The 25,078-nt window shown below is 61.0% G+C and carries 23 protein-coding genes; 8 read left to right on the top strand and 15 right to left on the bottom strand.

Annotated features, from left to right (window positions below):
- Positions 1 to 241 (top strand): transposase (locus AAFX91_RS05160; RefSeq protein WP_394565757.1); only part of this gene is annotated, 241 nt, incomplete at its 5' end.
- Between the two features lie 317 nt (positions 242 to 558).
- On the opposite strand, the gene AAFX91_RS05155 is transcribed toward AAFX91_RS05160, so the two are convergent.
- The 3 genes from AAFX91_RS05155 to AAFX91_RS05145 all read right to left on the bottom strand — a co-directional run bounded on the left by AAFX91_RS05155 (position 559) and on the right by AAFX91_RS05145 (position 5,245).
- Positions 559 to 2,166 carry a calcium-binding protein gene (locus tag AAFX91_RS05155; protein ID WP_394565756.1) on the bottom strand — a complete coding sequence of 536 codons (1,608 nt, stop codon included), beginning with the start codon at positions 2,164 to 2,166 and terminating at the stop codon, positions 559 to 561.
- A 1,565-nt stretch (positions 2,167 to 3,731) separates the two neighbouring features.
- Complete coding sequence (locus tag AAFX91_RS05150) at positions 3,732 to 4,340, bottom strand: hypothetical protein (RefSeq protein ID WP_130579940.1); 609 nt, start codon at positions 4,338 to 4,340, stop codon at positions 3,732 to 3,734.
- Between the two features lie 131 nt (positions 4,341 to 4,471).
- On the bottom strand, positions 4,472 to 5,245 hold the full coding sequence (locus AAFX91_RS05145) for an SDR family oxidoreductase (protein WP_394565755.1): 774 nt from the start codon (positions 5,243 to 5,245) through the stop codon (positions 4,472 to 4,474).
- A 285-nt stretch (positions 5,246 to 5,530) separates the two neighbouring features.
- On the opposite strand from AAFX91_RS05145, the gene AAFX91_RS05140 reads away from it, so the two are divergent.
- Complete coding sequence (locus AAFX91_RS05140) at positions 5,531 to 6,391, top strand: helix-turn-helix domain-containing protein (RefSeq protein WP_394565754.1); 861 nt, start codon at positions 5,531 to 5,533, stop codon at positions 6,389 to 6,391.
- Here the strand turns inward: AAFX91_RS05140 and AAFX91_RS05135 are convergent.
- The 7 genes from AAFX91_RS05135 to AAFX91_RS05105 all read right to left on the bottom strand — a co-directional run bounded on the left by AAFX91_RS05135 (position 6,388) and on the right by AAFX91_RS05105 (position 13,690).
- Entirely contained in the window at positions 6,388 to 7,035 is a 648-nt protein-coding gene (locus tag AAFX91_RS05135) for a hypothetical protein (protein ID WP_394565753.1), read from the bottom strand. The two genes, AAFX91_RS05140 and AAFX91_RS05135, sit on opposite strands and share 4 nt — an antisense overlap.
- On the bottom strand, positions 7,032 to 7,592 hold the full coding sequence (locus tag AAFX91_RS05130) for a c-type cytochrome (protein WP_394565752.1): 561 nt from the start codon (positions 7,590 to 7,592) through the stop codon (positions 7,032 to 7,034). Before AAFX91_RS05130 ends, AAFX91_RS05135 begins: the two co-directional genes overlap by 4 nt.
- A 60-nt stretch (positions 7,593 to 7,652) precedes the next feature.
- Positions 7,653 to 9,365, bottom strand: coding sequence for a PQQ-dependent dehydrogenase, methanol/ethanol family (locus AAFX91_RS05125; RefSeq protein WP_394565760.1), 1,713 nt, complete (start codon positions 9,363 to 9,365; stop codon positions 7,653 to 7,655).
- Between the two features lie 187 nt (positions 9,366 to 9,552).
- Positions 9,553 to 10,020, bottom strand: a complete 468-nt coding sequence (locus AAFX91_RS05120; protein WP_130579936.1) for a copper chaperone PCu(A)C — start codon at positions 10,018 to 10,020, stop codon at positions 9,553 to 9,555.
- A 474-nt stretch (positions 10,021 to 10,494) separates the two neighbouring features.
- Complete coding sequence (locus AAFX91_RS05115) at positions 10,495 to 11,472, bottom strand: tripartite tricarboxylate transporter substrate binding protein (RefSeq protein WP_130579935.1); 978 nt, start codon at positions 11,470 to 11,472, stop codon at positions 10,495 to 10,497.
- A 79-nt stretch (positions 11,473 to 11,551) separates the two neighbouring features.
- Entirely contained in the window at positions 11,552 to 12,748 is a 1,197-nt protein-coding gene (locus tag AAFX91_RS05110; protein ID WP_130579934.1) for a CaiB/BaiF CoA-transferase family protein, read from the bottom strand.
- A gap of 54 nt (positions 12,749 to 12,802) precedes the next feature.
- Complete coding sequence (locus tag AAFX91_RS05105) at positions 12,803 to 13,690, bottom strand: IclR family transcriptional regulator (protein WP_282531884.1); 888 nt, start codon at positions 13,688 to 13,690, stop codon at positions 12,803 to 12,805.
- A gap of 368 nt (positions 13,691 to 14,058) precedes the next feature.
- Between AAFX91_RS05105 and AAFX91_RS05100 the strand changes: the two genes are divergently transcribed.
- A complete protein-coding gene (locus AAFX91_RS05100; protein WP_394565751.1) occupies positions 14,059 to 14,502 on the top strand; it encodes a hypothetical protein in 444 nt (147 codons plus the stop codon).
- A 587-nt stretch (positions 14,503 to 15,089) separates the two neighbouring features.
- Here the strand turns inward: AAFX91_RS05100 and AAFX91_RS05095 are convergent.
- Complete coding sequence (locus AAFX91_RS05095; protein ID WP_394565750.1) at positions 15,090 to 16,670, bottom strand: porin; 1,581 nt, start codon at positions 16,668 to 16,670, stop codon at positions 15,090 to 15,092.
- 368 nt (positions 16,671 to 17,038) lie between these two features.
- Between AAFX91_RS05095 and AAFX91_RS05090 the strand changes: the two genes are divergently transcribed.
- Complete coding sequence (locus AAFX91_RS05090; RefSeq protein WP_130579931.1) at positions 17,039 to 17,521, top strand: MarR family winged helix-turn-helix transcriptional regulator; 483 nt, start codon at positions 17,039 to 17,041, stop codon at positions 17,519 to 17,521.
- A gap of 66 nt (positions 17,522 to 17,587) precedes the next feature.
- On the opposite strand, the gene AAFX91_RS05085 is transcribed toward AAFX91_RS05090, so the two are convergent.
- The 3 genes from AAFX91_RS05085 to AAFX91_RS05075 all read right to left on the bottom strand — a co-directional run bounded on the left by AAFX91_RS05085 (position 17,588) and on the right by AAFX91_RS05075 (position 21,024).
- On the bottom strand, positions 17,588 to 18,712 hold the full coding sequence (locus AAFX91_RS05085; protein WP_394565749.1) for an alpha/beta hydrolase family protein: 1,125 nt from the start codon (positions 18,710 to 18,712) through the stop codon (positions 17,588 to 17,590).
- Positions 18,713 to 19,258: 546 nt separating this feature from the next.
- Positions 19,259 to 19,915 carry a pyridoxamine 5'-phosphate oxidase family protein gene (locus tag AAFX91_RS05080; RefSeq protein ID WP_394565748.1) on the bottom strand — a complete coding sequence of 219 codons (657 nt, stop codon included), beginning with the start codon at positions 19,913 to 19,915 and terminating at the stop codon, positions 19,259 to 19,261.
- Between the two features lie 8 nt (positions 19,916 to 19,923).
- The gene (locus AAFX91_RS05075; protein WP_394565747.1) at positions 19,924 to 21,024 is read right to left on the bottom strand and encodes an Ldh family oxidoreductase; all 1,101 of its coding nucleotides are present in this window, start codon (positions 21,022 to 21,024) and stop codon (positions 19,924 to 19,926) included.
- Between the two features lie 213 nt (positions 21,025 to 21,237).
- Here AAFX91_RS05075 and AAFX91_RS05070 point away from each other — a divergent pair, with 213 nt between their 5' ends.
- Together AAFX91_RS05070 and AAFX91_RS05065 are read left to right on the top strand one after the other, a co-directional pair.
- Entirely contained in the window at positions 21,238 to 22,461 is a 1,224-nt protein-coding gene (locus AAFX91_RS05070) for an ABC transporter substrate-binding protein (RefSeq protein WP_394565746.1), read from the top strand.
- Positions 22,462 to 22,585: 124 nt separating this feature from the next.
- The gene (locus AAFX91_RS05065; protein WP_394565745.1) at positions 22,586 to 23,191 is read left to right on the top strand and encodes a helix-turn-helix domain-containing protein; all 606 of its coding nucleotides are present in this window, start codon (positions 22,586 to 22,588) and stop codon (positions 23,189 to 23,191) included.
- 101 nt (positions 23,192 to 23,292) lie between these two features.
- Here the strand turns inward: AAFX91_RS05065 and AAFX91_RS05060 are convergent, their stop codons facing one another.
- Positions 23,293 to 23,493 (bottom strand): hypothetical protein, encoded by a 201-nt coding sequence (locus tag AAFX91_RS05060; protein WP_282531876.1) that lies wholly within the window; start codon positions 23,491 to 23,493, stop codon positions 23,293 to 23,295.
- Positions 23,494 to 23,705: 212 nt separating this feature from the next.
- Between AAFX91_RS05060 and AAFX91_RS05055 the strand changes: the two genes are divergently transcribed.
- Both AAFX91_RS05055 and AAFX91_RS05050 read left to right on the top strand, forming a co-directional pair.
- Positions 23,706 to 24,026 carry a hypothetical protein gene (locus AAFX91_RS05055; protein ID WP_394565744.1) on the top strand — a complete coding sequence of 107 codons (321 nt, stop codon included), beginning with the start codon at positions 23,706 to 23,708 and terminating at the stop codon, positions 24,024 to 24,026.
- Between the two features lie 235 nt (positions 24,027 to 24,261).
- Positions 24,262 to 25,002 (top strand): outer membrane protein, encoded by a 741-nt coding sequence (locus AAFX91_RS05050; RefSeq protein WP_394565743.1) that lies wholly within the window; start codon positions 24,262 to 24,264, stop codon positions 25,000 to 25,002.
- Positions 25,003 to 25,078 lie beyond the last annotated feature (76 nt).

Here is a 25,078-nt window from a genome sequence, read left to right as displayed (position 1 = left end):
GCTGGTCGCGGTCGAAGGCCATCGCTGGGCGATCGAGGACAGCTTTGAAACCGCGAAAAACGAGTTCGGGCTCGATCACAACGAAAGCAGATCCTGGCATGGCTGGCATCGCCACGTCTCCCTGGTGATGCTCGCCTTCGCCATGATGGCGGCAATCCGTCATCGCGCCAATCCGCTGCCGCCCAAAAAAACGAAACGCCGAACTCCGGCAAAAACCAATGCGTCGCCACGGCGTCATTGATCCGTTGGTCAATCCAGGAAGTCCGACGCATCGCCATCAGACTCGCTCGAAAGCGAATCCAACCCGCACACATCATCGCATGGTCACTTTGGCGTAGAGCTCACCAGGCCGCCGCCCAGCGCGCGCACTTCAAAACAAAAAGACAACTGTAATGCTAGAGCGCTTCCACCTAGCCATGAGCGGGAAGTTACGAAAGGCGCGTCACGACGAAACCGCCGCACGGCCGCGATTGAGCTGGCGATGTCGGCTTATCGAGCTAAAAGCAGACATCGCGATGGCCCGCAGGCCGTTTTCCGATAATGAACCGCGCCAGTCAGCTACGCGAACCAGAAATCACTTGCGCTGAGGTTCTGAACGCCCGCGATGGTGAGGTCATTATTGGCATCAAAGTGAATGATGGTGTTTCCGCCGGTCACCTCGATATTCAAGTCGCCAAGATCGTGGATGTTGTTCGCTGCCAAAGCCGTGAGGTCGATCTTGTCTCGCCCTGCTTGGAAATCGGCCGTGTCATGCCCGCTCGAGGCGGCAAAGACGAACGTATCCGCGCCGCGTTCGCCAAGCATATTGTCGTTCCCGATGCCGCTTGTGAGCCTGTCGTTGCCATCGCCGCCATCAAGGACATTTCCTGACCCGCCAAAAACCGTGAGTTGATCATTGCCCGCACCGCCGCTGAGGAAGTTCGATCCGAGCGAACCAGGCGCAACGGTCGCCGTCAGGACATCGTTTCCAGCGCCGCCATCCAGGCGGTTCTCGGCAACAGAGTTGTCCGTAACGCCGGGCTTGGGCGTTGCCGAAAGAAACGCGGTGAGCTGATCATCTCCGGCCCCGCCATTCAGGACATTCGCGACATCGTAGAGATCCGCCCCGGGGGGACCAAACCTTCCGTCGGCTACCGCGTCGAGATGTGCCGTGAGGCTGTCGTTTCCGCTACCTCCCTCGAGTTGATTGAGTGCGCGAACAACTTGACCAAGCGCGGTGGCGTTCGCAATCAAGGTGTCGTTGCCTCTCCCGCCGTCCAGATAATTCGTGAGATCTGTAACGGTGTTCTCCCCATCGGTGGAATGAGTCGCCTCGAGGGTGTCGTTGCCGTCATCGCCCCAAAGCTGGTTGATGCCGACCGGCGTGGCGCTGTTTGAGTCTGTCACATTGAAAGCGTGCAATACGTCGTCGCCCCGGCCACCGTGAAGCTCGTTTGTTACCAGGTCGGTGGAATTGGATCGTCCTACAGCGCTCGCGTCCAGCACGTCGTTGCCGTCACCGCCGAAGAGTACGTTACTGGCGCTGCCGTGAAGCGCAGCGAATTCTGTTTCGGCATGAGCCGTGACGTGGTCATCGCCGGAGCCGCCATCGACGGTGTTCATGGCGATACTGTTTCCGAGAACGTTACGGCCATCTGCCAGGGCATGAATGGTGTCATCGCCGCTTCCGCCGAACACATCGGTGCTGACCGTTACGCTTCCGAAGACAGCAAGCTCCACATTGGCCGTGGCGTTGATAGTGTCGTTTCCGCTGCCGCCATCGAGCAGCACATCTGCGGTCTTCTCGGTGCTCTGAGGCGGGCTCTCACCCTGAAGGGTGACGGTCCCATCGAGGTGGTCGTTGCCTGCCCCGCCGAATTGAATGGCAAGTCCGTGCAAATCGCCCTGCGGGACGACAACATTGGTTGTCAAAGTGTCATCGCCGCGACCGCCGATCAACGCGGTCCGGTTGAATGCGCTGCTCAAATGATCATCGCCGGCAAGGCCCAAGACAATGTCGCCGTCAGCCTGTGCGGCAAGGACATCGTCGTGTCTGGTGCCAATGATCAAACTGTTGATGGGATCGATGAGGGAAAGCCAATCGAAGGCCCGGGAATCTGGGAAAAACCCTTCAGTTCCCAACAATTGCTGAGCGGCCTGGCCTTCGATTTGAATCGTATTCGCCATATTTTCCTCCTTGGCACCGGGATAATGATGTCGACGAAAGCTGAGCGACGGAATCGAATTCCGCGAAGCACGAAAATAAATGACAATTAAATGACGGCATTATGCACTGCGCCCGCCGGCAAATTCAGGCCGCGTATTTTGCGGCTACAGGCCCCGTCTCGATTACCCTCCTACGTCGCTGTTGCCGTTGCGCAAATCATCGCGAATTTCCCGCATGCTGCCAGGAAATTGCGCCGATCAGAAGCGGATTGGGATTCGGCCATCGGGTCGGGCTCTTCTGAGTTGAGTATCCGAATCTCTTTCTTGCAGCATGAAACGAACGAATAGATTTAATCCACCCAACAACAAAGCATTAAATCAGAAGTTGCGCGACATCTAATCACATTTAATGCGCACCGCGTAAATAAAGCCGGGTGCGACAATATATCCGGATATGTGGAACCGTTACGACTGGAGCGGTTCCCACTCGTCTCCGCGCCGCGCTTCGCGACAGGACGAGTCGCTTCGTAACATCAGGGATGACGCTGCGGCTCAGGTGAGCGGAAACCCGCGTGGCCGGGGCCGCTTGAATCCGCGGGGAAGCAGCCGGTGATGAGACTGAAGGGAAATCTTCAGCTCGTGCGCCTTCGCGATGACACCACCAGGAGATCGATGCAGCATCCGTGCGATGCTTTGTGCGGGGTAATCGCTACGCGCCATTCGCTTGAGATCGTCGATGTCGAGGTCAGACCAACGGCGTCCCATGATCCCTCGAGATAATTTTTTGAATGCGGATCGAAACGAGCAATTAATTGGATGGGCTTTGGGGGGACCGAATCGGGAAAGGCTTGCCGCGCTGAAAATGTACCGGGCCCCGGTTCTTTGACATTGCTAACACCGCGGCTGCTCCCGTTCTTCCCCGGGAAACTACGGCATTCGCGTGCAGAAACGTGAAGCAGTTCGATGGGGGGCGACTTCGGCGGTACTGCGCCTTGGCGCTCAGCGGAGCCGCGCTGACTTGGTCGGCTTGATCGTTCGAAGCGTGTTTCGGTTTGTCATCAAGCGGAATCCGTCCGTGAATTCAACAAGGCACCGGTTCTTGTTGCCGCGGACCAGCACGCGGCAACCTTGGCCCTTCCGTGCCTGGTCACGGCCGCGATAGATGTGTGTCAGCACTTTGTTGGACAGCACGATTGCCCTACCTTTCGTGCCAGGCTCAGTGAACGGCCCTGGCCGGGCGGCGGGACCGCTCAGGGGGCTCCGGAAAAATGCGCTAGGGTTCGGCACCGAATGGTAGTTCCAGGGATGTGCCTTTTTAAGCTACCTTTTCGGGTATAAACGCGAAGCGCGATATCAGGCCGTGCACGACAGGACGAAGCCAAGCGCTGAAGCGGCTGCTGCCGGATGACATTCTGAAGATCGTCATGCGCGGCCCCGAAGGAAGACAGAGTAGAACATATTCGCTTCTGATTGAATCAGAACCGAAGCTCCAAATTCTCGCCGGATCGCGTCGACGCCATATTCGGCATCCGCCTGATTTCAATGGCTGAATGTCCCGGCTAAGGCTGGCGGCGCCTTCGACCCGTTCAGTCCGGACCTAGCACGTCGAACAAACTGGCGACCCAGATAATCTGGATTGCCAACGCAAAGGCGACGAACGAAACGTGGTATCGTTCGGAAGCCGTAAGCAGCGCCCCTATTGTCCCGCCGATCAGGAGGCTCTGCCTTACCGGATAATACCAGCCATAGAATTGCTTGTAGTAGTTCGCTCCTTTCAGGAGCGTGTCGAAAACATCAACTGAAAACAGAATCAAAAGGAGAACGTAGAATACGGCCCTGCGATTCCAAAAATACTCCTTCAGCCCCTCATGTTCCCCGATGTTGTCCGGAAACACCATTGCGGACAGCATGACGAACACCACGGCGTAGCAGATGATGAGAAAATAGCTCTCGAACGTCCATCGCTCGATCTTGGACAGCGCGAATTCGAACCACCAGAAGTGGATGATGGCGAGGAACAGGAAGATGGCCCATCCAATATGGAGGAGGTTGATCCTCTCCTTTCCGGGGTGCTGAATGAACCGCGTCACGCCGCTGACGAGGCGGGCAAGGCTTATGCCCAGGATCATTCCGACGATGATGCGGATGTGGACGAAGATCTCGTGGCTCTGATGCAGGTCATTGTAGCCATCCATCCGAGTGCCCCCCGGTTGACGTCACAATGAGCTTCAGGCTCTGACGGCATGTGACTCCCGTGCCAGGAACCCTGGCACGTTCCGATCAGCTCGAACTGCGACGCCAACCAGGGATCTGGCTGGCGGACGCGTCACTTCGTGGTGTAGCCGCCGTTGACGAGAATGGTCTGACCCGTCATCCACCAGCCGTCGGACACCATGAAGCGAATCCAGGGCACGATGTCCTGGATATCGGTGAGACCCGTCCTGGTCAACTTCGACAGGGCTGCCGCGGTCTTGTGATAGGCGACCGCATCGGCGCCTTCGGCCGGGTAGAAGAACGGCGTGTCCATCGGACCGGGGCCGATCGCCGTCACCGAAATGCCCCGCGCGCCGAACTCCTTGGCCGCGGCGCGCGTAAAGTGTTCGACCGGCGCTTTCATGCCAGCATAGGCTGCATAGAACGGCGTGAACGCCCCCAGCAGGGACGTGACCAGGGTGCAGATCTTGCCATTGTCGTTGAGCGTCTTGCCCGCTTCCTTGAGGAAAAAGAAAGCCGACTTCGAATTTACCGCGCTCATCTCGTCGAATTCAGCTTCGGTGATCTCGGCCATCGGCTTCTTGAGCACCTTGCCGACGGTATTGACGGCGATATCCGGCCTGCCGATGGCGGCAACGGTTTCGGCAAACAGTTTCTCGACGGCGGCGGCGCTGGTGAGGTCGCCTTGAAAGGCTACGCCCTTGGCGCCGGCAGCATTGATGGCCTTCACGGTCTCGTCGGCGGCCGGCTTCGTCGCAGCGCTATTGTAGTGGATCGCGACGGCTTTCGCGCCATGCACCGCAAGGTCTCGCGCGAGCAGGCCGCCGAGATTTTTCGCGCCGCCGGCGATGATGACGGTCTTCCCCTGGATGCTGTGATCGATCATCTTCTTTCTCCTTCGTGCTGCTGGGGCGCCAACGGTTTGAACTCCCGTCACGTGCCGCCCTTGCGAAGGGAAGCCGCGATCGTGAAGGCACCTCTCGTATCGAGTCTATCCCTTGCCCGATGATTGATGCCGTTTCATCAACCGGGCGCGATACACGCGGTGAAACTGGGTGGTATTTCGACAACATGATCGCTTTCTGATAGCGTGCCAATGATTGATCGAGCGAGTGTTGCGCCGAGGATGACGTGGCCGGCATCCGCTGAACTGATGTTGTGGAGGAAGGACTTGCCAGCGTTGCTAGCTTGCGTTCCGGACGCCTGGGGTCCCAAATTCGGCACGGAAAGCGGCGCTGTCACACGAACGCGGACGGGCCCGAACGAAATCGCCTTCAGGGCGCCGGCGCATATAGCGCTGGTGATGTTCACGCCGCAGCCCAATCGCGAGATCGCTCTCAACAGCAGCCGCAAGACGGTCACGCTGGCGCCGGTCGGGACGATCGAGGTCGTACCGGCCGAGGCTGATCTGTTCGCGCGCTGGCGCGTCGCGAAGGAGAACCTGCTCGTCGCGCACGACCAACACCGTCTGGCTCAGCTCGCCGGAGCGGAGTTTCAGAACGAGGATTTCGAGTTCCAGCCGCCCAGGCCAGGCTTCGTCGACCAGCAGGCGCTGTTGCTCGCCAATCTGATCCGCGCCGAATTCCAGCGCGGCGAAGCCGCGAACGACCTCTGCTTTGACGCATTGATCACGCTGTTTGGCACTCACCTGTTGCGCAGCTATTCGTCCTTCAGCGCTCGGCCGCGCCCTCTGCTCAGCGGCGGTCTTTCACCCAGGGCATGGCGCGCCGTGACGGACTACATCCATGCCAATCTTTCGGAGAGCCTGTCCGTCGGTCGCCTTGCCGAACTGGCCGGACTTTCACCCAGCCATTTCCTGCGCGCCTTCCGGCAAACGTCCGGCCAGGCGCCCCACCAATATGTCGTCACGCAAAGGCTTGCCCTTGTCGAGCGGCTTACCAAGACAACCGACATGCCTTTCGCCGCGGTGGCCAAAGCCGCCGGCTTTTCCAGCAACAGCCATATGACCGCAACCATGAAGCGGACGCGGGGAGTCACGCCGAACAACCTTCGCCGCGACGACCGCCGCTAGTCCTTCGACCGCAGGATGCTGATCCGTGTTTCGTCGACGAAGCTCTTCGTATCCTGATCGGCCCGGCGGAACAGATTGCGTTCCACGACGAGTGAGCGGCCGCTGATGGTCTTGGTGCAGCGCTCCTTGAGATAGACGCCGCCGACCGGCTGGTCGCCCTGATCAGGCTGGCGTTCGGTGCAGGCCCAGCCCTCCGCGCCGTAGCGGGACTTGGCTTGCAGCCCGAGCAGGAACGCCTTCTTCCGGATGTAGAGGCGCGCCTTCGGATCGGTCTCGATCAGCAAGCCGGAGACATGCCCGCTATCGTCGATCGATAGGGTCAGAAGCGCCGGATGGCCCGCCACCATCGTGCCGTCCCGGCTGGTCATGGGATCATATCCAAACCGGATCGCCCGCGTTCCACTGGAGCCGGCAGGACAGTCACGCCAGTCCTTCCAGCCGGTCAAAATATGCCGCGGATCCGTCGCACAATAGAGGTCGACATAGCCTGATTCCGCCAATTCGTTCACGGCCATGCCGAGGCGGATGTCGCGCAGGTCGTTGCCGCCGAATTCTTCCGTCCGGGCCGGAGAATTGGCGAGCGCGACCGCCTGCCAGGCGAGCAGAACGCTGAGGATTGCACAAAGTTTCAACCTGATCGTCACTGGCTCTTCCCCGTGCTGGCCGTCGCATCATCCTGCTTCTTGTAGATGTCGCAAACCCGCGACGTGCTCGAGAAGAAGGTAACGCACTCCGCATAAGTCGGCTCGCCGGCGCCCTTGATATGCGCAAGCACATAGTCGGCGACCGCCTCGATATCCTTCTGCCGCAGGAACGTTCCGGCCTCAGGCGGCATATGCCTGCCCGCCTCCTCGCGGTTCATGCCGTAGCACTTCACCTCATCATAGGCGCCGCGCACGAAGAACGGCATGCCTGTGCTGGGCCGCCCGCAACTGACCGTTTCAATGATTTGCTCACGCGTCAGCACGGTCTTGCGCAGCGACAGCGCATCGCCACCGTAGCCGCCGCCGCCATTGCCGTGCCATTTGTGGCAACCCATGCAATTGGCCTTGCTGAACACCGCCTTGCCGGCATTGGTCGGATCCGAAGCCGTCGCTTGCGCCGACTGACCGAAAGCTGCGGCTGGCATCGAAAGAATCAGGGCGACGACACTCATGAGCAGCACACGTGCCGCCGCCGAGGATGCGTTGAAGATCATCATGACGTCTCTTGTTGACGAAGCAGGAGGGCCCGACATTGCGGGCCCTCCATGGTTGGAAACTCAGAGCGCGAACACGTAGAGCATCGATCCCGGCTGGATCTTCTTCAGCTCGGGCGTTGAATCGATGAACCACTTGTCCCAGGCGCCGCCGAGACCGACGAGGATGGCGAGATATTGCTTGCCATCGACCGTGAAGGTCATCGGCGGTGCGTTGACGCCGCCTCCGGTGTTGAACTCCCAGAGCTTCTGCAGCGACTTGGCATCAAGCGCCATCACTTCGCCGGACGGCTGGCCGCTGAAGACGAGATCAGGCGTTGCAAGAATGCCGCCCAGATTGGGGAACGGCGTTTCCATCTTGCCGGCGATCTTCCCGGTGGTGACGTCGATCGCGGTGACGCTGCCCGTGATCTTGAACGGCTGGCTCGGACCACCGCCGGTCCAGAACTCACGCGGCTTCAGCTTGTCGGGAGTAGCGACCTCGACCTTGATCCGGTTGCAGCTCTCGATCACAGGGATGTACCAGAGCTTCAGGTCCGGATTGTAGGCGGTCGGCGGCCAGTTCTTGCCGCCCATGTTGCCGGGGCAGATGTCGGTTTCCATGTTGGTGCGGCTTGGTGTCACCGAGGCGACGTACGTCTGCACGGCCTTGTTCGGGTCATACTCGATCGGCTTGCCGGTCTCCGCATCGAGCCCCTTGGTCCATGTGACCTTCTTGACGAACGGAAGGCCCCAAATGAACTTGCCGGTGGTGCGGTCGATCGCATAGGCGAAGCCGTTGCGGTCGGCTTCGAGCGCGAGCTTGCGCGGTCCGGTGGGTCCGGGAATATCGACCAGCACGTTCTCCGCCACGCTGTCATAGTCGTAAGGGTCGTTCGGCGTGTGCTGATAGTGCCACTTGATCTTGCCGGTGTTGGCATCGAGAGCCAGCGAGCTGTCGGTGTAGAGATTGTCGCCCGGCCGATACTCGTTGTCCCAGTCCGGTCCCGGATTGCCGACGCCCCAGATGATGGTGTCGGTCGACGGATCGTAGCTGCCGGTCACCCAGGTCGAACCGCCGCCGGCGGCAGCCGCGTTGTTGCTGTCCTTCCAGGTGTCGCTGCCTGGCTCGCCCTTGCCCGGAATCGTATGCGTGCGCCAGAGTTCCTTTTGGGTGTTGAGATCGGTCGCGGCGATCCAGCCGCGGATGCCGTATTCCGCGCCGGCCACGCCTGTGATCGCCATGTTCTTGACGATCAGCGGCGCGCCGGTGATGACCTCGCCCTTATCAGGATCGGCGACGGTGCGTTGCCAGGCGACCTGACCGGTCTCCTTGTTGGTCGCGATCAGCCGGCCGTCCAGCGTGTGGGAAACGACGAGATTGCCCCACAAGGCAACGCCGCGGTTGTCGACGCCGCAGCAGGCGACGGCGCCGGCCCAGTCACGGTCGGTCTTGGGATCCATCTTCCAGACCAACTGGCCGCGGCCGCCATGCGCGTCGATCTTGTAGACCGAGCCCCATCCATCGGTGACATAGAGGAAGCCGTTTTCGGCGATCGGCGTGCCTTCCAGGCCGCCATGGCTCCAGATGCCGCCGGGCTCGATGCCGCCGAGATGCATGGTCCAGGCGACCTTCAGGTTCTTCACGGTATCGCGGTTGATCTCCTTGAGGGAGGAGAACCGGTGCGCGGAGTAGTTCTGGTGATGATGAAGCCAGTTGCCCGGTTCCTTGTCGACGTTGAGCAGCCGTTCCTGGTTGACCTCATCGGCGGCGAAGGCTGGCAATGCCGCCATCATGCCTCCGGCGGCGACTGCTGCGGCAAGCAGACCCGCTCGCCTGGTGATTCTTCTTGCGTGACCTGAAAATCGCTCCATGAGCAAATGCCCTCCTTTGGCAAGTTCATGTTGGATCGAGCGTCCGGCACATCCGAACCGCTCAGTCGAGAAGCCTCGTTCAGCGGGCTCACCTTGCCCGTTGTCGCGATCACGGCGTTCGTGAAACCTCCACCTCCGTTTCCTTGGTTCCGGCTTTCTGGAAGACGACGGCGCATGTGAACTTCTCGCCGTCGACAAGCTTCTGCCGCGTCTGCAGCAGCATCACGTGATATCCGTCGCGCTTGAGCTCGGTGGTCTTGTTTTCCGGAATCGGAATCGACTTGATCTCGCGCATGGCCGGCGCGCCCTCGCCGCGATCGACGGTGTGCTTTTCGGAGAAGTTCGCGAACGGACAGCGGACGCGCAATATCGCGTCGGGCTCGGTCGCATCGTTCCTGATCGTCATCAGTAGCGGGAGATTGATGCCGATCTCGTTGGATGCAGGCACACGGGCGTTGGTCACCTGCAGCGGAACATCCGCCGCGGCGGCCCCGAGCGTCAGCCAGGTTCCGACCGCAACCAATCCAATCGCAAGGATTCTCGATCTGCGGGACAGCGATGTCGCTATGGCGATCATCGGTTACGTCCTGGCGGAAGCGTGATCCTGCGAGTGCCCTGTCGGCAGCGAGCGACAGGTGATGGATGCCCAAACGAAATGCTTCGTCCGACTCATCGGCGCATTCCTCCCAAGATCATTCTTTTTTCTTAGCGAGCGACGTTACGCTCGTTGCAAAAACAAATCATCCCAAAATATGGCGACGAGAGGACCGATGTCTGGAAAAGGATTCCAATGAATGATGCGCTTCACGCATTTCATTCCAACGATGCGCACAGAGACAAGGCGTGGTCACGCCCGCGCGAGAGCCAAGTGTTAGAGCCAAGTCTTCGTGAGTGCTCAACCAGCGCAGTGCAAGCGCGCTGGTACATTGGATTCCAAGTGGGCCATGATGGCCTCTAAGCGACCCCGGTACGTGTCAATCAAGCTTTGCTCAAATCACTCGAAGACTTCGTTGCACCGCAACAGCCGTGGCCGGCGACAGCGTTGTGATCCTCATTCTCCTTTGAGACCGGCGTCGCGGATCAACTGGCCCCACTTGCTCGTCTCCGCGTCGATGAACGCGCCGAACTCCGCGGCCGTGCTGCCGCGGACTTCCAGCCCCTGGGCGAACAGCTTTTGCTTCACGTCGGGATCGGCAAGGATGCGGACGATCTTGTCCTGCAGCCGATCGACGACGGAGCGCGGCGTAGCAGCCGGCGCCATGAAGCCGTACCAGCCGGTAGCGATCACATTGGGCAGACCTTGCTCACGCAAGGTGGGCGCGTCCGGATAGATCGGGCTGCGATCGACTGACGCCACACCCAGCACGCGGAACTTGCCGCTTTGGATATAAGGCAACGCCGTGCTGATCGCGGTCAGCGTGGCATCGACGCGGCCTGCCAGCAATTCAGTGTAAGACATCGCATCGCCGCGGAAGGGAACGTTGAGGCCCTTGACGCCCGCATCCCTGAACAACAGCTCGGCCGCCAGATGGGGTTGGGAGCCGGCGCCTGGAGAGGCGAAGGTAAGCCCGTTGGGCTGCTGCTTGCCGTAGGCGATCAGCTCCTGCAGGTTCTTGAAGGGCGCCTCCGCACTGATAATCAGGAACAGCGGCGCGATGACCGCCATCGCCACCGGCTGCAGGTCCTTGCGGTCATAGCCCAGTTTTCCGAACAACGCCTCGGCCGTCGCATAGGGCGCCGCGGCGTAAAGGAAGGTGTAGCCATCCGGCGTGGCGCGCGCGACCGCTTCGTTGGCGAGGCGCGTGCCCGCGCCCGGCCTGTTCTCGACGATGCATTGCTGGCCGAGCTGACGCTCGAGCTGCTCGGTCAGGATGCGCAGCGAGATGTCGTTGGCGCCGCCTGCCCCATACGGCGATACAAACCGCACAAGACGCGAAGGCCAGGCGCCCTGTGCGAACGCCCGGGAACCGCAGCCTGCAGCGAAGCAGGCCGCGACGCCGCCCAGCAGAGTTCGGCGTGTGACTTTCATGAATGCCTCCCTTTCGTTGTTGCACGTCCGCAGCGTGTTCTTGTTGTCTCTGCGGAACCGCACGGGTGCATGGCCGACCTCAGATCACTTTCTTCTGGGTGAGCCGTTCGATCTGCTGCTCCGAAAGGCCGAGCCAGTCCCGATAGACCTCGCGATTGTCCTGCCCGACGTCGCCGGCGGAATGACGCAATTGCGCGGGATCGGCGGCAAAGCGCGGGACGACATTCGCCATCGCCACCGAGCCGAAGTCGCGATCAGGAACGCGGGCGATCATCTCGCGCGCCTTGGCTTGCGGGTCTGCCGCGATCTGATCGATCGAATAGATCGGCGCGATCGTGCCCTGCGCGGCCGTGAATTTTGCGAGCACCTCCTCGAGCGTGTGCTCGGCGCACCACGCCGCGAAGATCTCGTTGAGCTCGCCCGCATGCTTCACGCGCCGCTCGTTGCCGGAGAAGCGCGGGTCCTCGATCAGGTCGGGCCGTCCGATCGCCCGGCAGTTCGCCGCATAGAGCGCATTGGTCGAACCTGCGAGCGTGACCCAGCGATCGTCCTTGGTGCGAAACACCGCCGCCGGCGCGGAATAGCCGTTGGCATTGCCGATCCGGCTGCGCACGAAACCAAGCTGGTCGAACTCGATGGGAAGGACATCGAGCAACCGGAACACCGCCTCGGTCAATGCGAGATCGATCTCTTCGCCGGGAGCATCGGGATCCCGCGCCCGCTTCCACAGCGCCGCGAGCACGCCGACGGCGCCGAACAGGCCGCCGATGGAGTCCCCGATCGGGTAGCCGGGATGCGTAGGCTCGCCGTCGGCCTCGCCCGTGATGTAGGTCAGCCCGCTCATCGCCTCGAAAATGCGGGCGAAGCCGGGTCTATCGCTATAGGGCCCGTCCTGTCCGAAATCCGTCGCACGCAGAATAACGAGGCGAGGCTGGATCGACCACAGGACTTCGTTCGAGAGACCCCAGCGATCGAGCGTGCCCGGACGAAAATTCTCGATCAGCACGTCGAAGCGCGGCAGCATCTGCTTGAACAGCGCAAGGCCTTCGGGGGCGCGAAGATCCAGCGTCGCGAATTTCTTGTTGCGGTTTGCCGCCTTCCACCACAGGGGCTTGCCGTCCTTCAACGGCGGGAACGACCTGAGCCCATCGCCCTGCCCCGGCATCTCGATCTTGAGGACCTCGGCGCCATAGTCGGCCAGCAGGGTAGCGGCCAGCGGCGCGGCGATGATGGTGGCGATGTCGAGAACCTTCAATCCCGCGAGCGGTCCGGCCATCTCATGCTCCGCTACTTGCGACGCGCATCGCGCCAGCGACCGTCGTTTCCCGCATCATTTCGTGACCTTCGTCTTGGGCCGTTCGCGCGGCTCGATGATCGGCTCGGCCTCGTTGACGAGCGAGCGGATGCTGACGGCAAGAGCCCGGATGCGCGGGCCGATCTCGGATTCGAGCTGTCCGGGCTGCAGGCGGAACGCAGGGATTCCACAATTGATGGCAAACGACTGCTTCAAGCGCCGCGCGTGAAACAGCGGCGCGGCGACCGCGTGGATCGACGGCATGTATTCGCCGTAGCAGGTGCAGAAGCCGCGATCCGCGCACTGCTGAATTCCGGCGCGGTACTTGTCGCGATGCGTGGACCACGCTTCGGCGTTATCGGTTTTGATCTGCCGCTCCAGCAATGCGGAATCAGCGGCAGGCAGTGTCGCGGCCGCAGCGCGTCCCATCGCCGTGCTGACGACGGGAATGGGCATGCCGATGTCTGGGACATGCGGTCCGACATCGCCCGATCTCGCGGACTCGACATAGACCATCGCCGTTCCGTCGAGCAGGCCGATCGAGACGGTGCCGCGCACGCTCTCCGCCAGTTCCTGCATCAACGGCCGCGCCACCTGGCGAAACTGCATGCCCGCAAGCAGCGGATGGGCCATGCGCAACGCCCGCGCGCCGAGACAGTATTTCGCGAGATCCTGGTCGTAACGGAGATAGCCGAGCTCGGCGAGCGTATGCGTCAGTCTCGCAACCGTCGGCCGCGGGATTCCCGTGCGCGCCGAAAGCTCCATGTTGCCGAGCATGGTCGCCTGGGCATCGAAGGCCTCGAGCACCACCAGCCCCTTGGCCAGCGTCGTGGCGAAAGCGGCATCGCCCGCGCTTTCAGCTAGCACCGCCTCCGCGGAGGGAGATGGAATGAAGGTCGGTTTGCGGGTCGCGGAAAGGGCCATGTGGCTCTGCTAGACCAGATCAGGATTTTTGTCCATATATTCTCCGTATTCATGAATTACGTCCACTATTCGGACGTTGGCCAGATAAGACATTAATTCTACTGTCTTACACGGGGTGCCGACAGGAGAATTCAGCTTGCGGCGCCGGGCGTGATGTGATTCTCGGCTTGCGTGTCGACGCTTCTTGAATGCTGGATCGCCCGGTCAAGCCGGACGATGACAGCGGAAAGCTGTTTGACATTTGAGTCAGAAGCCTTCCCCGTCATTCGACAGGACGACGCCGGTGCAAGGCGCGCCAGCGACAAAACAACGACGACGGAGAGAGCGTCGCGCTCCAGCCAACCCGGGAATCAACACAGGGCAAATGAATGGTCGGCCGGTTTTTCCTACTCGCAGCCTGGTGCGCGCTGCTCTGGTGCCTGCAGGTCGACCCTGGGCTTTCGCGCGATGCCGCTGCGGAAGCCGATGACATCGTCTGGACGGCGATCATTCCCGACGCTTTCCCGCGCTACGTCTACACGTGGCGCATGAGTCCGGACGGGAGCTACCGCGAGGACGGGCGCGATGCTGCAAGCGGCAGGCCGATCCAGGCCACGCTTTCCGGACATTGGAGGCGCGATGGGGCGCGCATGATTCTGCGGCAGGAGGGCTACCCCTTCGTCTTCGACGGGCTGGTGGTCGGGAGTAGCTATGCGGGCACGCTGCATCTCAACGGCCGCTCCTTCTCCCGCTTCTGCGCCGCCAAGGGCGAGAAGCCGCCCGGGCGCTGTGGCAGCGAGGCCGGCGTTGCGATGATGCAAAGGCGGGATTGATCGGATGATCGCGCCACGATCGTCGAGGCTTCGGTCTAGAGCATTTTCGGTTCTGATTGAATCAGAACCGAAGCTCTCGATTCTTGCTTTGACGCGTTTTCTTCACGCGAACCGGTGTCCACTTCGCTCGAAAACGCTCTGGGAGCGCCGATACCCGAATCAGGCCGAATCAGTTGGAGCCGGAGCGCGAAGCCCTGCGCGATCACCGTAATGAAAAACCTCCGGCAGGGCATTGCCGGAGGTTTCGGAGGTTTAGCATTAAGAGGTTCTGTCTCAGCGAGACCTAACGGGCCGGCCATGCTGCGCCGACTTAAGCCCTTACTACCTTAGAAAATTACCTGAGTAAATCATATTTTTTTGACCGTTCACTGAAGCCGCAGAGGTGGCGAATGGGAAGCAGCGAATGGCGAGTGGCGAATAGCGAGTAGGGAATGGCGAATAGAGAAGTGTGATGGAGTGCGCGATGCCCGCTCGCATTTCCTACTCCCTAATCCCTACTCGCCATTCGCCACTCACTCTTCACGCAACGAAAAATCCCCGGCAGTTGCCTGCCGGGGATTCTCTAGAGATGCATCAGATCGAGCGGATCAGAAGTTGCGCTGAGCGCGGACCTGCAAGCTGACCGTATCCTGGTCCTTGTACTCGTAAAGCGTGGTCGGCTTTGGGGCCGGCACAGCGAGAACGGCACCACCAGTGAACTTCTGGTCGAGGTGGAGCCAGATGACTTCGGCCGAGAACGTCAGGTTCTTGACCGGGGTCCAACGGGTGACCACGCCGAGCTGAGACACGTTGAAGTTCGGGTTACAGCTGTAATCCGCAGTGACGGCCTTGGTACCGGTGTAGTTGGCGCAGATGAACGCCTTTGCCGTGTTGTCGTAGCTCACGCTGGAGTAGCTGCCGAACAAGCTGGTCGACCAGTAGGGATCCCAGTTGTGGTTGAACGCACCACGGATACCCCAAGCCTTGGTCAGGTGGATCGAACCATCGCCACCGGCCGCGACCGGGAGATACACACCATCAGTGGTCGCACCGAAGCCGACGCTCTGATAGGCACCGAGCCTGCTGCTGCTGCCGAACATCGCAAAGCTCGGCGAGGCCCCTGACGTCGAGATCACCTGCTTGGTGTCGCCGACGGCATAGGTCGCATCCAACTTGATGTCGTCGCCGGGACCGGTCGGGATGTTCTTGATCTGCAACGCAGCCATCACTGCACCACCCCACTTGGTGTCGGGGTGACCGGACAGTTCCGAAGCGGCGGTCGGGGCCGCACCCGGCAGACCGACGCCACCTGCGGGAGCCCCAGCGGCGTTCAGCACGTTGTAGGAGCCACTGACTTCATGCGCAGCAGCCGAAATCTGGAACAGACCCCAAGCCTGATCGATGCGGATGTTACCGACGATGTCTGGAGCATGGACGCCCGCATACGCGTTGGCGACGCCACCGGTCGCGGTGAGAGGCAGCGTCAGGTTGGCAACCGTGGTGCGGTTGAACACGGTCGGATCATCGAGGCCGATGGTGCCCGATACGCCGTTGCCGAACTGCGCGGTGTACTGGATGTTGTTCACACCGGTGACGGTGTCATGACCGCCGAGCAGGTTGGACGAGTTGTTGCCCGGATAACCGTTCCAAGGCGTCGCAAACGCGGACGACGACTTACCGAAGGTAAAGCCCGCGAACTGGATGAACACGTACTCGACCGCGACATAGCCGCCGCCCGGCGTGTGCAGCAGGTTGGCACTTGCGACCGGAAGCGAACCGTTGATCGAGTTCGGGCTGTAGGTGTTGTTGCCGAGCGTATCGAACTGGAAGTCGCCCTGAGCGAAGGTGCGGACGACGCCATATTCCGTCGCGGTACGGGTATCGATCGTCAGCGCCATACGGGAGCGGGCGGAGAAGTAGTCTTGATAACGGTTATGCTGACCCGCATCACCGCTCCAAGCCTGCGAACCGTAGATGCCGCCGTTGAACGTGGTGTCGACACGCAGATAACCACCGATCTTCATGCAGGTATCGGTGCCCGGGATGTACCAGAAACCGGCACCATAGAGCGAACAGACCTTCACGTACTCGACCGCTTTGGCCTTGACGGGAAGATCGGCCGCCTGAGCCCCGCCCATCGAGAGCAGAGCCGCCGCTGAGCCGAGAATAAGGCTCTTAGCCACCTTCATTGTTAACCTCCAAGTAAGTGCTATGCACGAACCCCCGTGCAAAGCGGATTAGACTGCCCTCGAAAAAAACGTTGAGGATCAACGCATCTCTCAAGCCGGTGGACTGATGAGAACCACCTGAGACGAGACGGTCGGGTGCCCCCCTCCGTCGGAATGAAAGTTATGCATGTGCTATTTAGATAATCAAATTAGTTTACTCACTCATATATTGATTGCCACCTCGATGTGTCTTTTCGGCAACTGAGACGCGCACCGCCGAAGACCACCTGTTGCTAATTTCTCGTGCGAATTGACACGTATAACGGATTACCGCTGTCGTTTCCGCCGGACATCCGCTATGGAATCTGAAGGGGGTGAGTACAGTGCCCATGGATGAGTCCGCCACCAAGAGCGAGAATGTCATTCGGCGATTCGCCTGGGAGATCGCGGCGATCAGCGTTCATCTCGAGGAGATTCGCTACTTCTGGGCCAAGAAGCTCGGAATCAGCGGACCGCAATGGATGATGATCGTGGCGCTTGCCGACCTCGATCAGGGCGACGGCGTCCCCGTAAACGCTGTGTCAAAAATGCTGCATGTCGACCCGTCGTTCGTCACGACCCAATCGAAGCTTCTGGAGAAGAAAGGTTTAGTCCGTCGCAAGCCGGCGAAGGAAGACGCCCGCATCGTGAAGATGTCGCTGACGGACAAGACCTACAAGCAGCTCGCGGGCCTGACCTCGCAGCAGGAAAGCCTGAACGAGTTCATTTTCGCGGAATTCAGCCCGCGCGAGCTGGATGATCTGACCAACAAGCTCGCTGCCCTCAAGAAGCGCCTGGAGAAAGCCCGCCTGAAAGTGGCGGCGGACTTCTAGAGACACGAAGTCTTCCGGCCCAAACGCAAAGAGGGTAGCGACAGCGCGGCTTCGGACTATGCCCTCTTATAAAGGCTGCGCCGCGATGCGGGATGCTATCCAATCCAAAATGCACTCGTTGGCGAGAGTTGGATTGTCGAAGAGCCCCTGGCCTGCGGCAGTCTCCGCGCTCTCAAAAATCTCGAGCGTGATGTCCCGGTCGCGCCGCCCCGCCCGCAACTGATCCGTCAGTTCTGCAACCCTGTCCGCCCTGAGTCCGCCGCGCCCGCTCGCGGCAATCAGCAACGGACACCTGATGCTCCTCAGGATGCGGTCGGCTTCCAATTCAGGACACGATTCGATGCCGAATGGCCTGTCCTGCGGATTCAGGAATGACCCTATATGCAGATCCCAGATGCCGCCGTCGCAAACGGCCGCAGCAAAGCGATGGTCGAAGGCGATGCCGCGCGCGACAAAGGACGAACTCCAGCCATCGGCGAGGATCGCGATCCGCCGCTCATCGACATCGTCGCGGCCGACAAGGTAATCCATGATCGGTGCAATGGCCCGCTGCGGCTTGTGGCGCAGCGATACCTCCTCGAACGACTGGCCGGTGCCGTCGCCCAGGACGTCCACCGCAAGCAGCGCCATCCCGCGCTCGGAGGTGTGGTGCGCAAGCTTGAACAGGAATTCTTCCTTGTGGTGTCCGGGCTCTCCGATACAGATGACCACCGGCGCACGATCGCCGCCGCGGCGCGCCGGCAAATAATATCCCTGCAAGGTGAACTCGTTCAGCCAGGGTATCGAGACGACCTCGCCGACCGGCTCGCGGCAGTTGAGATATTTCGCGGCGCATTCGCGCATCGATGCGGTCGCTGACCGCCGCTTGTCCGGCGAAAGATCAAACGGATATGCGGCGGTAAGATAATAGTTGATGGCGCGCAGCCAATTGCTCCTCGCCGTCGCCAGATGGCCCTGTGCGGCCGCGGATGAAGCCCGCTCGCGATTGACTTCCGCGGCGCCAATCCATTCCCGGTGCCAAGAATCGTCGCCAGCGTCGCCAGCGAAATCGACGCGGCTGGCGGTGAGCCAGCATTCCGAAAAAGTCGCGCCGCCTTCCTGGACGGAAGCCAGCAAGCGCATGAACTCGAGCGAGAGATCCTCACGTTCAGGCCACCAGATCCCCCCTTGCGGGCTCAGATCAGAGTCCATGGCCGGAACCGCCCCCACGCGGGAGAGATGATCGCGAGGACTGCGATCTCCATAATCGACTACCGGCAACAATTAGCGCGTCCCCCAAAAAGTCTCAGCCAACATCAACAGCCCAACAAGCGCATCACAAAAGGTTCATGCGCGCTGTTCTTCCCCAACTTCGCCCATCGAGAATGAGGCCCTTCTTTCGGCGCAAATCACATTGCTGTCAAAGCAAATGGCGGGGTTGCGGCATTTTGCGACGATCGCGAGTCGATTGTGCTCACCCGTTCATCACTAAGAGAAGTTGCGATCTGTATCATAGCGGGCAGAGAGACAGCCAGCGCCAGCGATCCGGCGAGAATGGCCCCGCGAGTATGACGCCAAGTTCGGCTATCGCGGCGTCTGTCGCCGTAGCAACTTCGAGAGTCGATCAGCAGACAAATCAGACCGCGCAGCCGCGCGCGGCCTTGATGTGCACATCACTTTCACTCGCAGCGACCCGACCAACATCAGTGCGCCGATCGTCATCGGCGCACGAAACGATATACAGCTCGGATCACAGCTTCACCGGCCGCGGCGATAGTTCTTCGCGTAGTCGGGTACGGCGATACCGTGTTTCAAGGCCGAACAATTGCGCGGCTCGCCGGCGGTAAGTTGGAGCGGAATCACGCCCGACCAGGTGTCGAGCCGATAATCCTCTTCGGGATCCACCACGCCCTGATTCCTGATCTTGACCGAGGCTTCGGTTAGCGGAAACCGCACGAAGAGCGTGGCGGCGATTTCCTTCGGTTTCGGCGCGCGCACCTGGTGGCCTGGGCAGATATCCTCGATGAACGCTGCGACAAGGCGCTCCTTCTCGCCGGGATCGACGATCTTCTCAGCCGCCGCGAAAATCATGACGGAGCGGTAGTCCATGCTCATTCCAAATCCCGATCGTCCCGCAACGATCGAATCGATCAGGGTGACCGTGATGCAGGCGGGAGCGCCGGCGGCCAGCGCCGCGAGCGACTGATTGGCGGGACTGCCATGGATGTAGGCGAAGTCGCCGATCCTGACGATCGCGGTCGGAAGCACGCGCGGCGCGCCATCGACCACGACACCGACGTGACAAACCAGCGCCTCGTCGAGGATGCGATACATCACCTCGCGATCATAGACGGCGCGCTCCGGATGAAGCCGGACGCGGGTACGCTCGGTCGGCGATAATGTCGAGCCTGTCATGGCTGCCCTCACCTCGCGACGGCCCGACCGGCATCCTTGCGATGCGTCAGGTGATCGCCCTCATAGGCATTCCGCTCGGCTGCTTGCTTGCCTGCGATGTAAAGCTCGATCGAGTCGCGGAGCGATTTCGGCACCAGCACCCCTTCGACTTCGGTGCGCTTGCGGGCCTCGTAGCGGCGATCCGAAGGCAGCCGGACGCCGTCCTGTGCCAGCATCCTGCCGAACAGCAGTTCGGCATGTTCGAGCTGTTTGGCGCGATCCCCGTTCGCCATGCAGCGGACCGGATCGATCGCGATCACGAGTTCTCCGCCGCACGGAGCGCCCGTATTTGCCTTGTCGCGCTCGCCGGCTTCGAAGCTGAGGACATCTCCGAGCAGCGGGCCCGCCAGCAATTCCACCATCATGGCGATGTTGGAACCCTTGAAGCCGCCGAACGGAAGCTGCGCGCCGGCCAGCGCCTGGGCCGGATCGCTGGTCGGCGTGCCGTCCGGTCCAATGGCCCAGCCGTCGGGCAATGTCTTGCCGTCGCGAAGCCGAAGCTGAATCTCGCCGCGGGCGCTGGCGCTCGACGCCTGATCAAACACGACCGGAGGCTCGCCGTTTCGCGGCCAGGCGAATGCCATAGGGTTGGTGCCGAACAGCGGCTTTGTGCCGCCGGCCGGCGCGACATAGGGACTGGCGGCGACAAAGGCGAAGCCGACCAGGCCGTGCTCCGCCAGCCGCTCGACCTCCGGCCAAAGCGCGGCGACGTTGAGCGCGTTGTTCACCGCCATCGCCGCGATCCCCATCTTCTTGGCGAGCGCGGCGAGCGGCTCCGCGCCGCGCTCCAGTGCCAGCGGCGAGAAACCGTATTTCGCATCGACCTTGATCACAGCAGGCGCAAGTACCGACAGTTCAGGCTCGGCGTCCGGCGACGCCTGACCTGAGTGCAGCCCGTTCATATAGAAGGGCAGCCGGAACAAGCCGTGATGGCGGCATTCGTCCCGCTCGGCCATGGTCACGGTGTTCGCAATCGCATTTGCATGTGATGCACTAAATCCTTGCGCAAGCAGCGCGGCCTTGGCTGACCTGTGCACGTCAGCCAACGACATCAGGACGGCGTCCGACATCCCTTACTCCTGTTTCTCTCAGCTTTTTCGGCGCGAGGGGCCGGCCTAGCTGCGTTGAGAATTTTGCATATTATGCAAATTACGTCCAGACTATTTCGTAATCGGCAAATGCCGATAATTTAATCCTACATTGAAGTGCATGATATGCAAAAATTGTGCGGCGAGATCGCGCAAACGCCGTTCCCCGCCCAGCGAATCCAAGGGAGAAGCAAAATGCCGTCACCGACGAAATTCCTCAGGCTTGCAGTCGTGCCGATCGGCCTGGTCCTGGCCATGCAGCAGGGCCGGGCCGCCGACCCGGTCGTCTCGGACGACTTCGTCAAGATCGGCATCATGAACGACCAGTCCGGGCTCTATGCGGATCTGGCCGGTCCGGGCTCGGTGGTTGCGGCGAAAATGGCGATCGAGGAATTCGGCGGCACTATCCTCGGCAAGAAAATCGAGCTCGTCTCCGCCGATCACCAAAACAAGGCCGACATCGGCGCAGCAAAGGCGCGCGAATGGTTCGACCGGGATGGCGTCGACATGGTCGCCGACTTCTCGAACTCGTCGGTCGGCTTTGCCGTGCAGGCCCTGGCGAAGGACAAGAACAAGATCGCCATCATCATGGCGGCCTCTTCCGATTTCACCGGCAAGGCCTGCACCGCCACCTCGGCGCAATGGGTCTACACCAGCTATTCCAACGGCTACAGTCTCGCCAGGACGATGACCGATGCCGGCGACAAGAGCTGGTTTCTCCTGACGGTCGATTACGCATTCGGCCACGCCTTCGCCAACGATATCCGCAAGGCGGTGACCGAAGGCAGCGGCACTGTCGAAGGCGAGGTGCGCCACCCGCTCAACACCGCCGACCTCAGCTCATATCTGCTGCAGGCGCAATCCTCGAAGGCCAAGGTGGTGGCGCTGGCGAGCGCCGGCGCCGACATGGCCAACGCAATCAAGCAGGCGGCGGAATTCGGCATCAACAAGAGCAAGACCTTCGTGGCGCCGATCGTCTTTATCACCGACATCCATGCGATGGGCCTCGCCAGCACCCAGGGCCTGCGCTTCGTCTCGGCCTTCTACTGGGACCGCAATCCGGAAACCCGCGCCTGGTCGGAAAAGTTCTTCAAGCTGCACAAGGCCATGCCGACGATGACGCAAGCCGGCGTCTATTCGGCGGTGCGCCATTATCTTCACGCGATCGAAGCGGCCGGTACCGATGAAGCAATTGCGGTGATGGCGAAGATGAAGGAGCTGCCGGTGGATGACATCTTCACCCACAATGGCCGGGTCCGCGAGGACGGGCTGCTGATGCACGACATGTACCTGATGCAGGTAAAGCAGCCCCAGGAATCCAAGGAGCCATGGGACTATTACAAGATCCTGGCCACCTTGCCGGCCGACAAGGTGTTTCCGCCCTTGGAAGCGAGCGCATGCCCGCTGATCAAGAAGTGACTTGCACATTGTGGTACGGCGCAAGCCGGAGTTTGCGCCGTTTTTACCGCTGATCTTGCGTCCGATGCAAATCACCTCTAGAGCAAGTCCCGGTAAGCCATCACGATAGCTTTCGGGAGGGGCCATGGATCAGGCGCGGCTGATCGCCCGGCAACTTGGAGTGCGAATCCGTAAAGCGCGCACGGATCGGAAGCTCACGCTGCAGGCGCTCGGCAACGATACCGGCCTCTCGGCGGCCTATCTCTCGCGGGTGGAGCGCGGCGAGGCGGCGATGTCGATCGCCAATGTGATCCTGATCGCGACCCGGCTGAACATTCCGCTGCGTGACCTGTTCGAGGATTCCGGCGACGTCCAGGCGCCCAAATATTACACGATCTCGCGCCGGCGCCAGCGCGAGACTTCTCCGCCGCACTCCGCCAACGGCTATGACTATCACTGGCTCTCGGGCGACCTCGGAGACCCCAAGCTGAGCGCCTTCGTGCTCGATTTTCCGGTCACCTCGGACCTCGACATCAAGCTGCTTTCCCATGAGGGCGAGGAAATCCTCTACGTGCTCGAGGGCAGGATCGAATTTCAGATCGGCGAGGAACGCTTCGTGCTCGACCAGGGCGATTGCGTCCATCTGTTCGGCGACCGACCGCATATGGGCCGCAATGCCGGGCTTGGACCAGCGCGATTATTGATGGTCGTCACGCCGCCGGACGTGATCGAGCATCATTCGGAAACCTAGAGCATGATCCGAAGTGGAAACTTCTCCCTCGCGGCGAACGCAAAGCGTCTGCGCGGAGACCATGACCCGATTCCGTCTGATCGGATCATGATCCAGTTCGATCAATCGGCCGCAAGCGCACAGGACACGCAAGCGACCGCAGCCAGCGACATCTCGTAAGCCGAGCCTTTCGTGGATCGATGGGTCATCAGCAGACCGGCTGCAATCACCACCACCGCCATATAAAACGCGAACATGGCGCCGATCCATTTCCACTCGATTCGGCAAGCGTCGGGTGTGAGGCTTTCAATCAAGCTGCGCATGATCTCCTCCTCATCAGGAATCGGCGTGCGGTATAACTTGCTTCCGCGATGGGCTATGTGATCTGGTTCACAAACCATCCGAATGGAGCGCCACTAAAGCGTGATGAACCGTCATTCCGCTCTATCTTTTGTGTGAGCATGATATTCCCGCAGACGCTTCGAAAGTTGGCGCCTACTTTTCCGGATCATGTTCCGGTCCGAACGAGGTATCGATGACCGGCCCAGAGCTGAAAAAGCTCCGCGAGCATCTCGGCGAGGCTATTGGCCGGCCGCTCACGGCGGCCGACATGGCGAGGCTGTGCGGACTGAAGGAGCCCGAGGGCGCCAACACCGTCCGCCGCTGGGAGGTGACGGGACCGAGCGCGCAAGTCGCCGATCTCCTGCGCGTGCTGGCGATGGCCAGCGAGCACTATCCGATCCTCGAGAAGTTCAACGTGTTCGACCGCTATGACGTCCCGGAGAAGGAACGGCCGGCGCGCAAGGCTCAATTCCGCGAACAGATGCGCGAGGACGTCCGGCGCCGGCTTGGTTAAGCAAGTCTTGCCCGGTTAGGAATGGCTTCCGCAAAGCTTGCGCACCCAAGCGCAAATTAAGCCTTCCTTCACCCTTCCTTAAGCCGCCGTTAAGCACAAAAAACAATTACCGGCCAATAGGTTGGATTATCGACCGCGATCGTCCCCCGCTGACATCATTTTATTCAAATGCGGTCTTTACTCGCCCCAGGGGGCGCTGCGCGCAGCGTCTCGTTTGTATTTTCGAGGACTGGAAATGAAGAAGATCCTGCTCGCAACCGTTGCCCTCATGGCGTTCGCCGCAGCCGCGCCGGCATTTGGCGCCGATCTCGGCGCCCGCCCTTACTACAGCAAAGCCCCGGCGCCGGTTTACGCCGCGCCGATCTACAACTGGACCGGCTTCTATGTCGGCGGCCATATCGGCGGCGCCTTCACCAGCAGCGACAACTTTAATGGCTTCGCGCTCAGCGACCGCAAAACCCGCTTCCTCGGTGGCGTCCAGGTGGGCGGTGACTGGCAATTCCACCCGAACTTTCTGGTCGGTGTCGAAGGTCAGTATTCCTGGCTCGGAGGCGACCAGGTCAGCGCGGCGTTCCCCGGCGGCTTCGTCTACAACAACGACCAGCGCGGGATCGGCTCGATCACCGGCCGCGTCGGCTGGACCTGGGGCCCGGGCCTGATCTACGCGAAGGGCGGCTACGCTTACTCCGACAACAATGAGACGCTGAGGTTCGGCGGCGTCCCGGTCGGATTCGCGCTAAGCGACCGCCACCGCAACGGCTTTACCGTCGGCGGCGGCATCGAATACATGTTCGCGCCGAACTGGTCGGCCAAGGCCGAATATCAATTCTACGATTTCGGCGACAGCCGCTTCGTCGCGCCGGCCCCGCTGGTGCCGTTCGGCAGCTTCCACAATGACGAGCACACCGTGAAGGCCGGCATCAACTACCGCTTCAATTTCGGCAATTTCGGCGGGCCGCTGGCAACGGGCTACTGACCGCGATCCAAGAAATCTGAACAAGAGATCTGAACATCTGAACAAGAGATCTGAAAAAGGCCGGCATCTCGCCGGC

This window comes from Bradyrhizobium sp. 31Argb (genome assembly GCF_043638955.1).
GTDB lineage: Bacteria > Pseudomonadota > Alphaproteobacteria > Rhizobiales > Xanthobacteraceae > Bradyrhizobium.
This window is presented reverse-complemented; position numbering and strand designations above follow the sequence as displayed.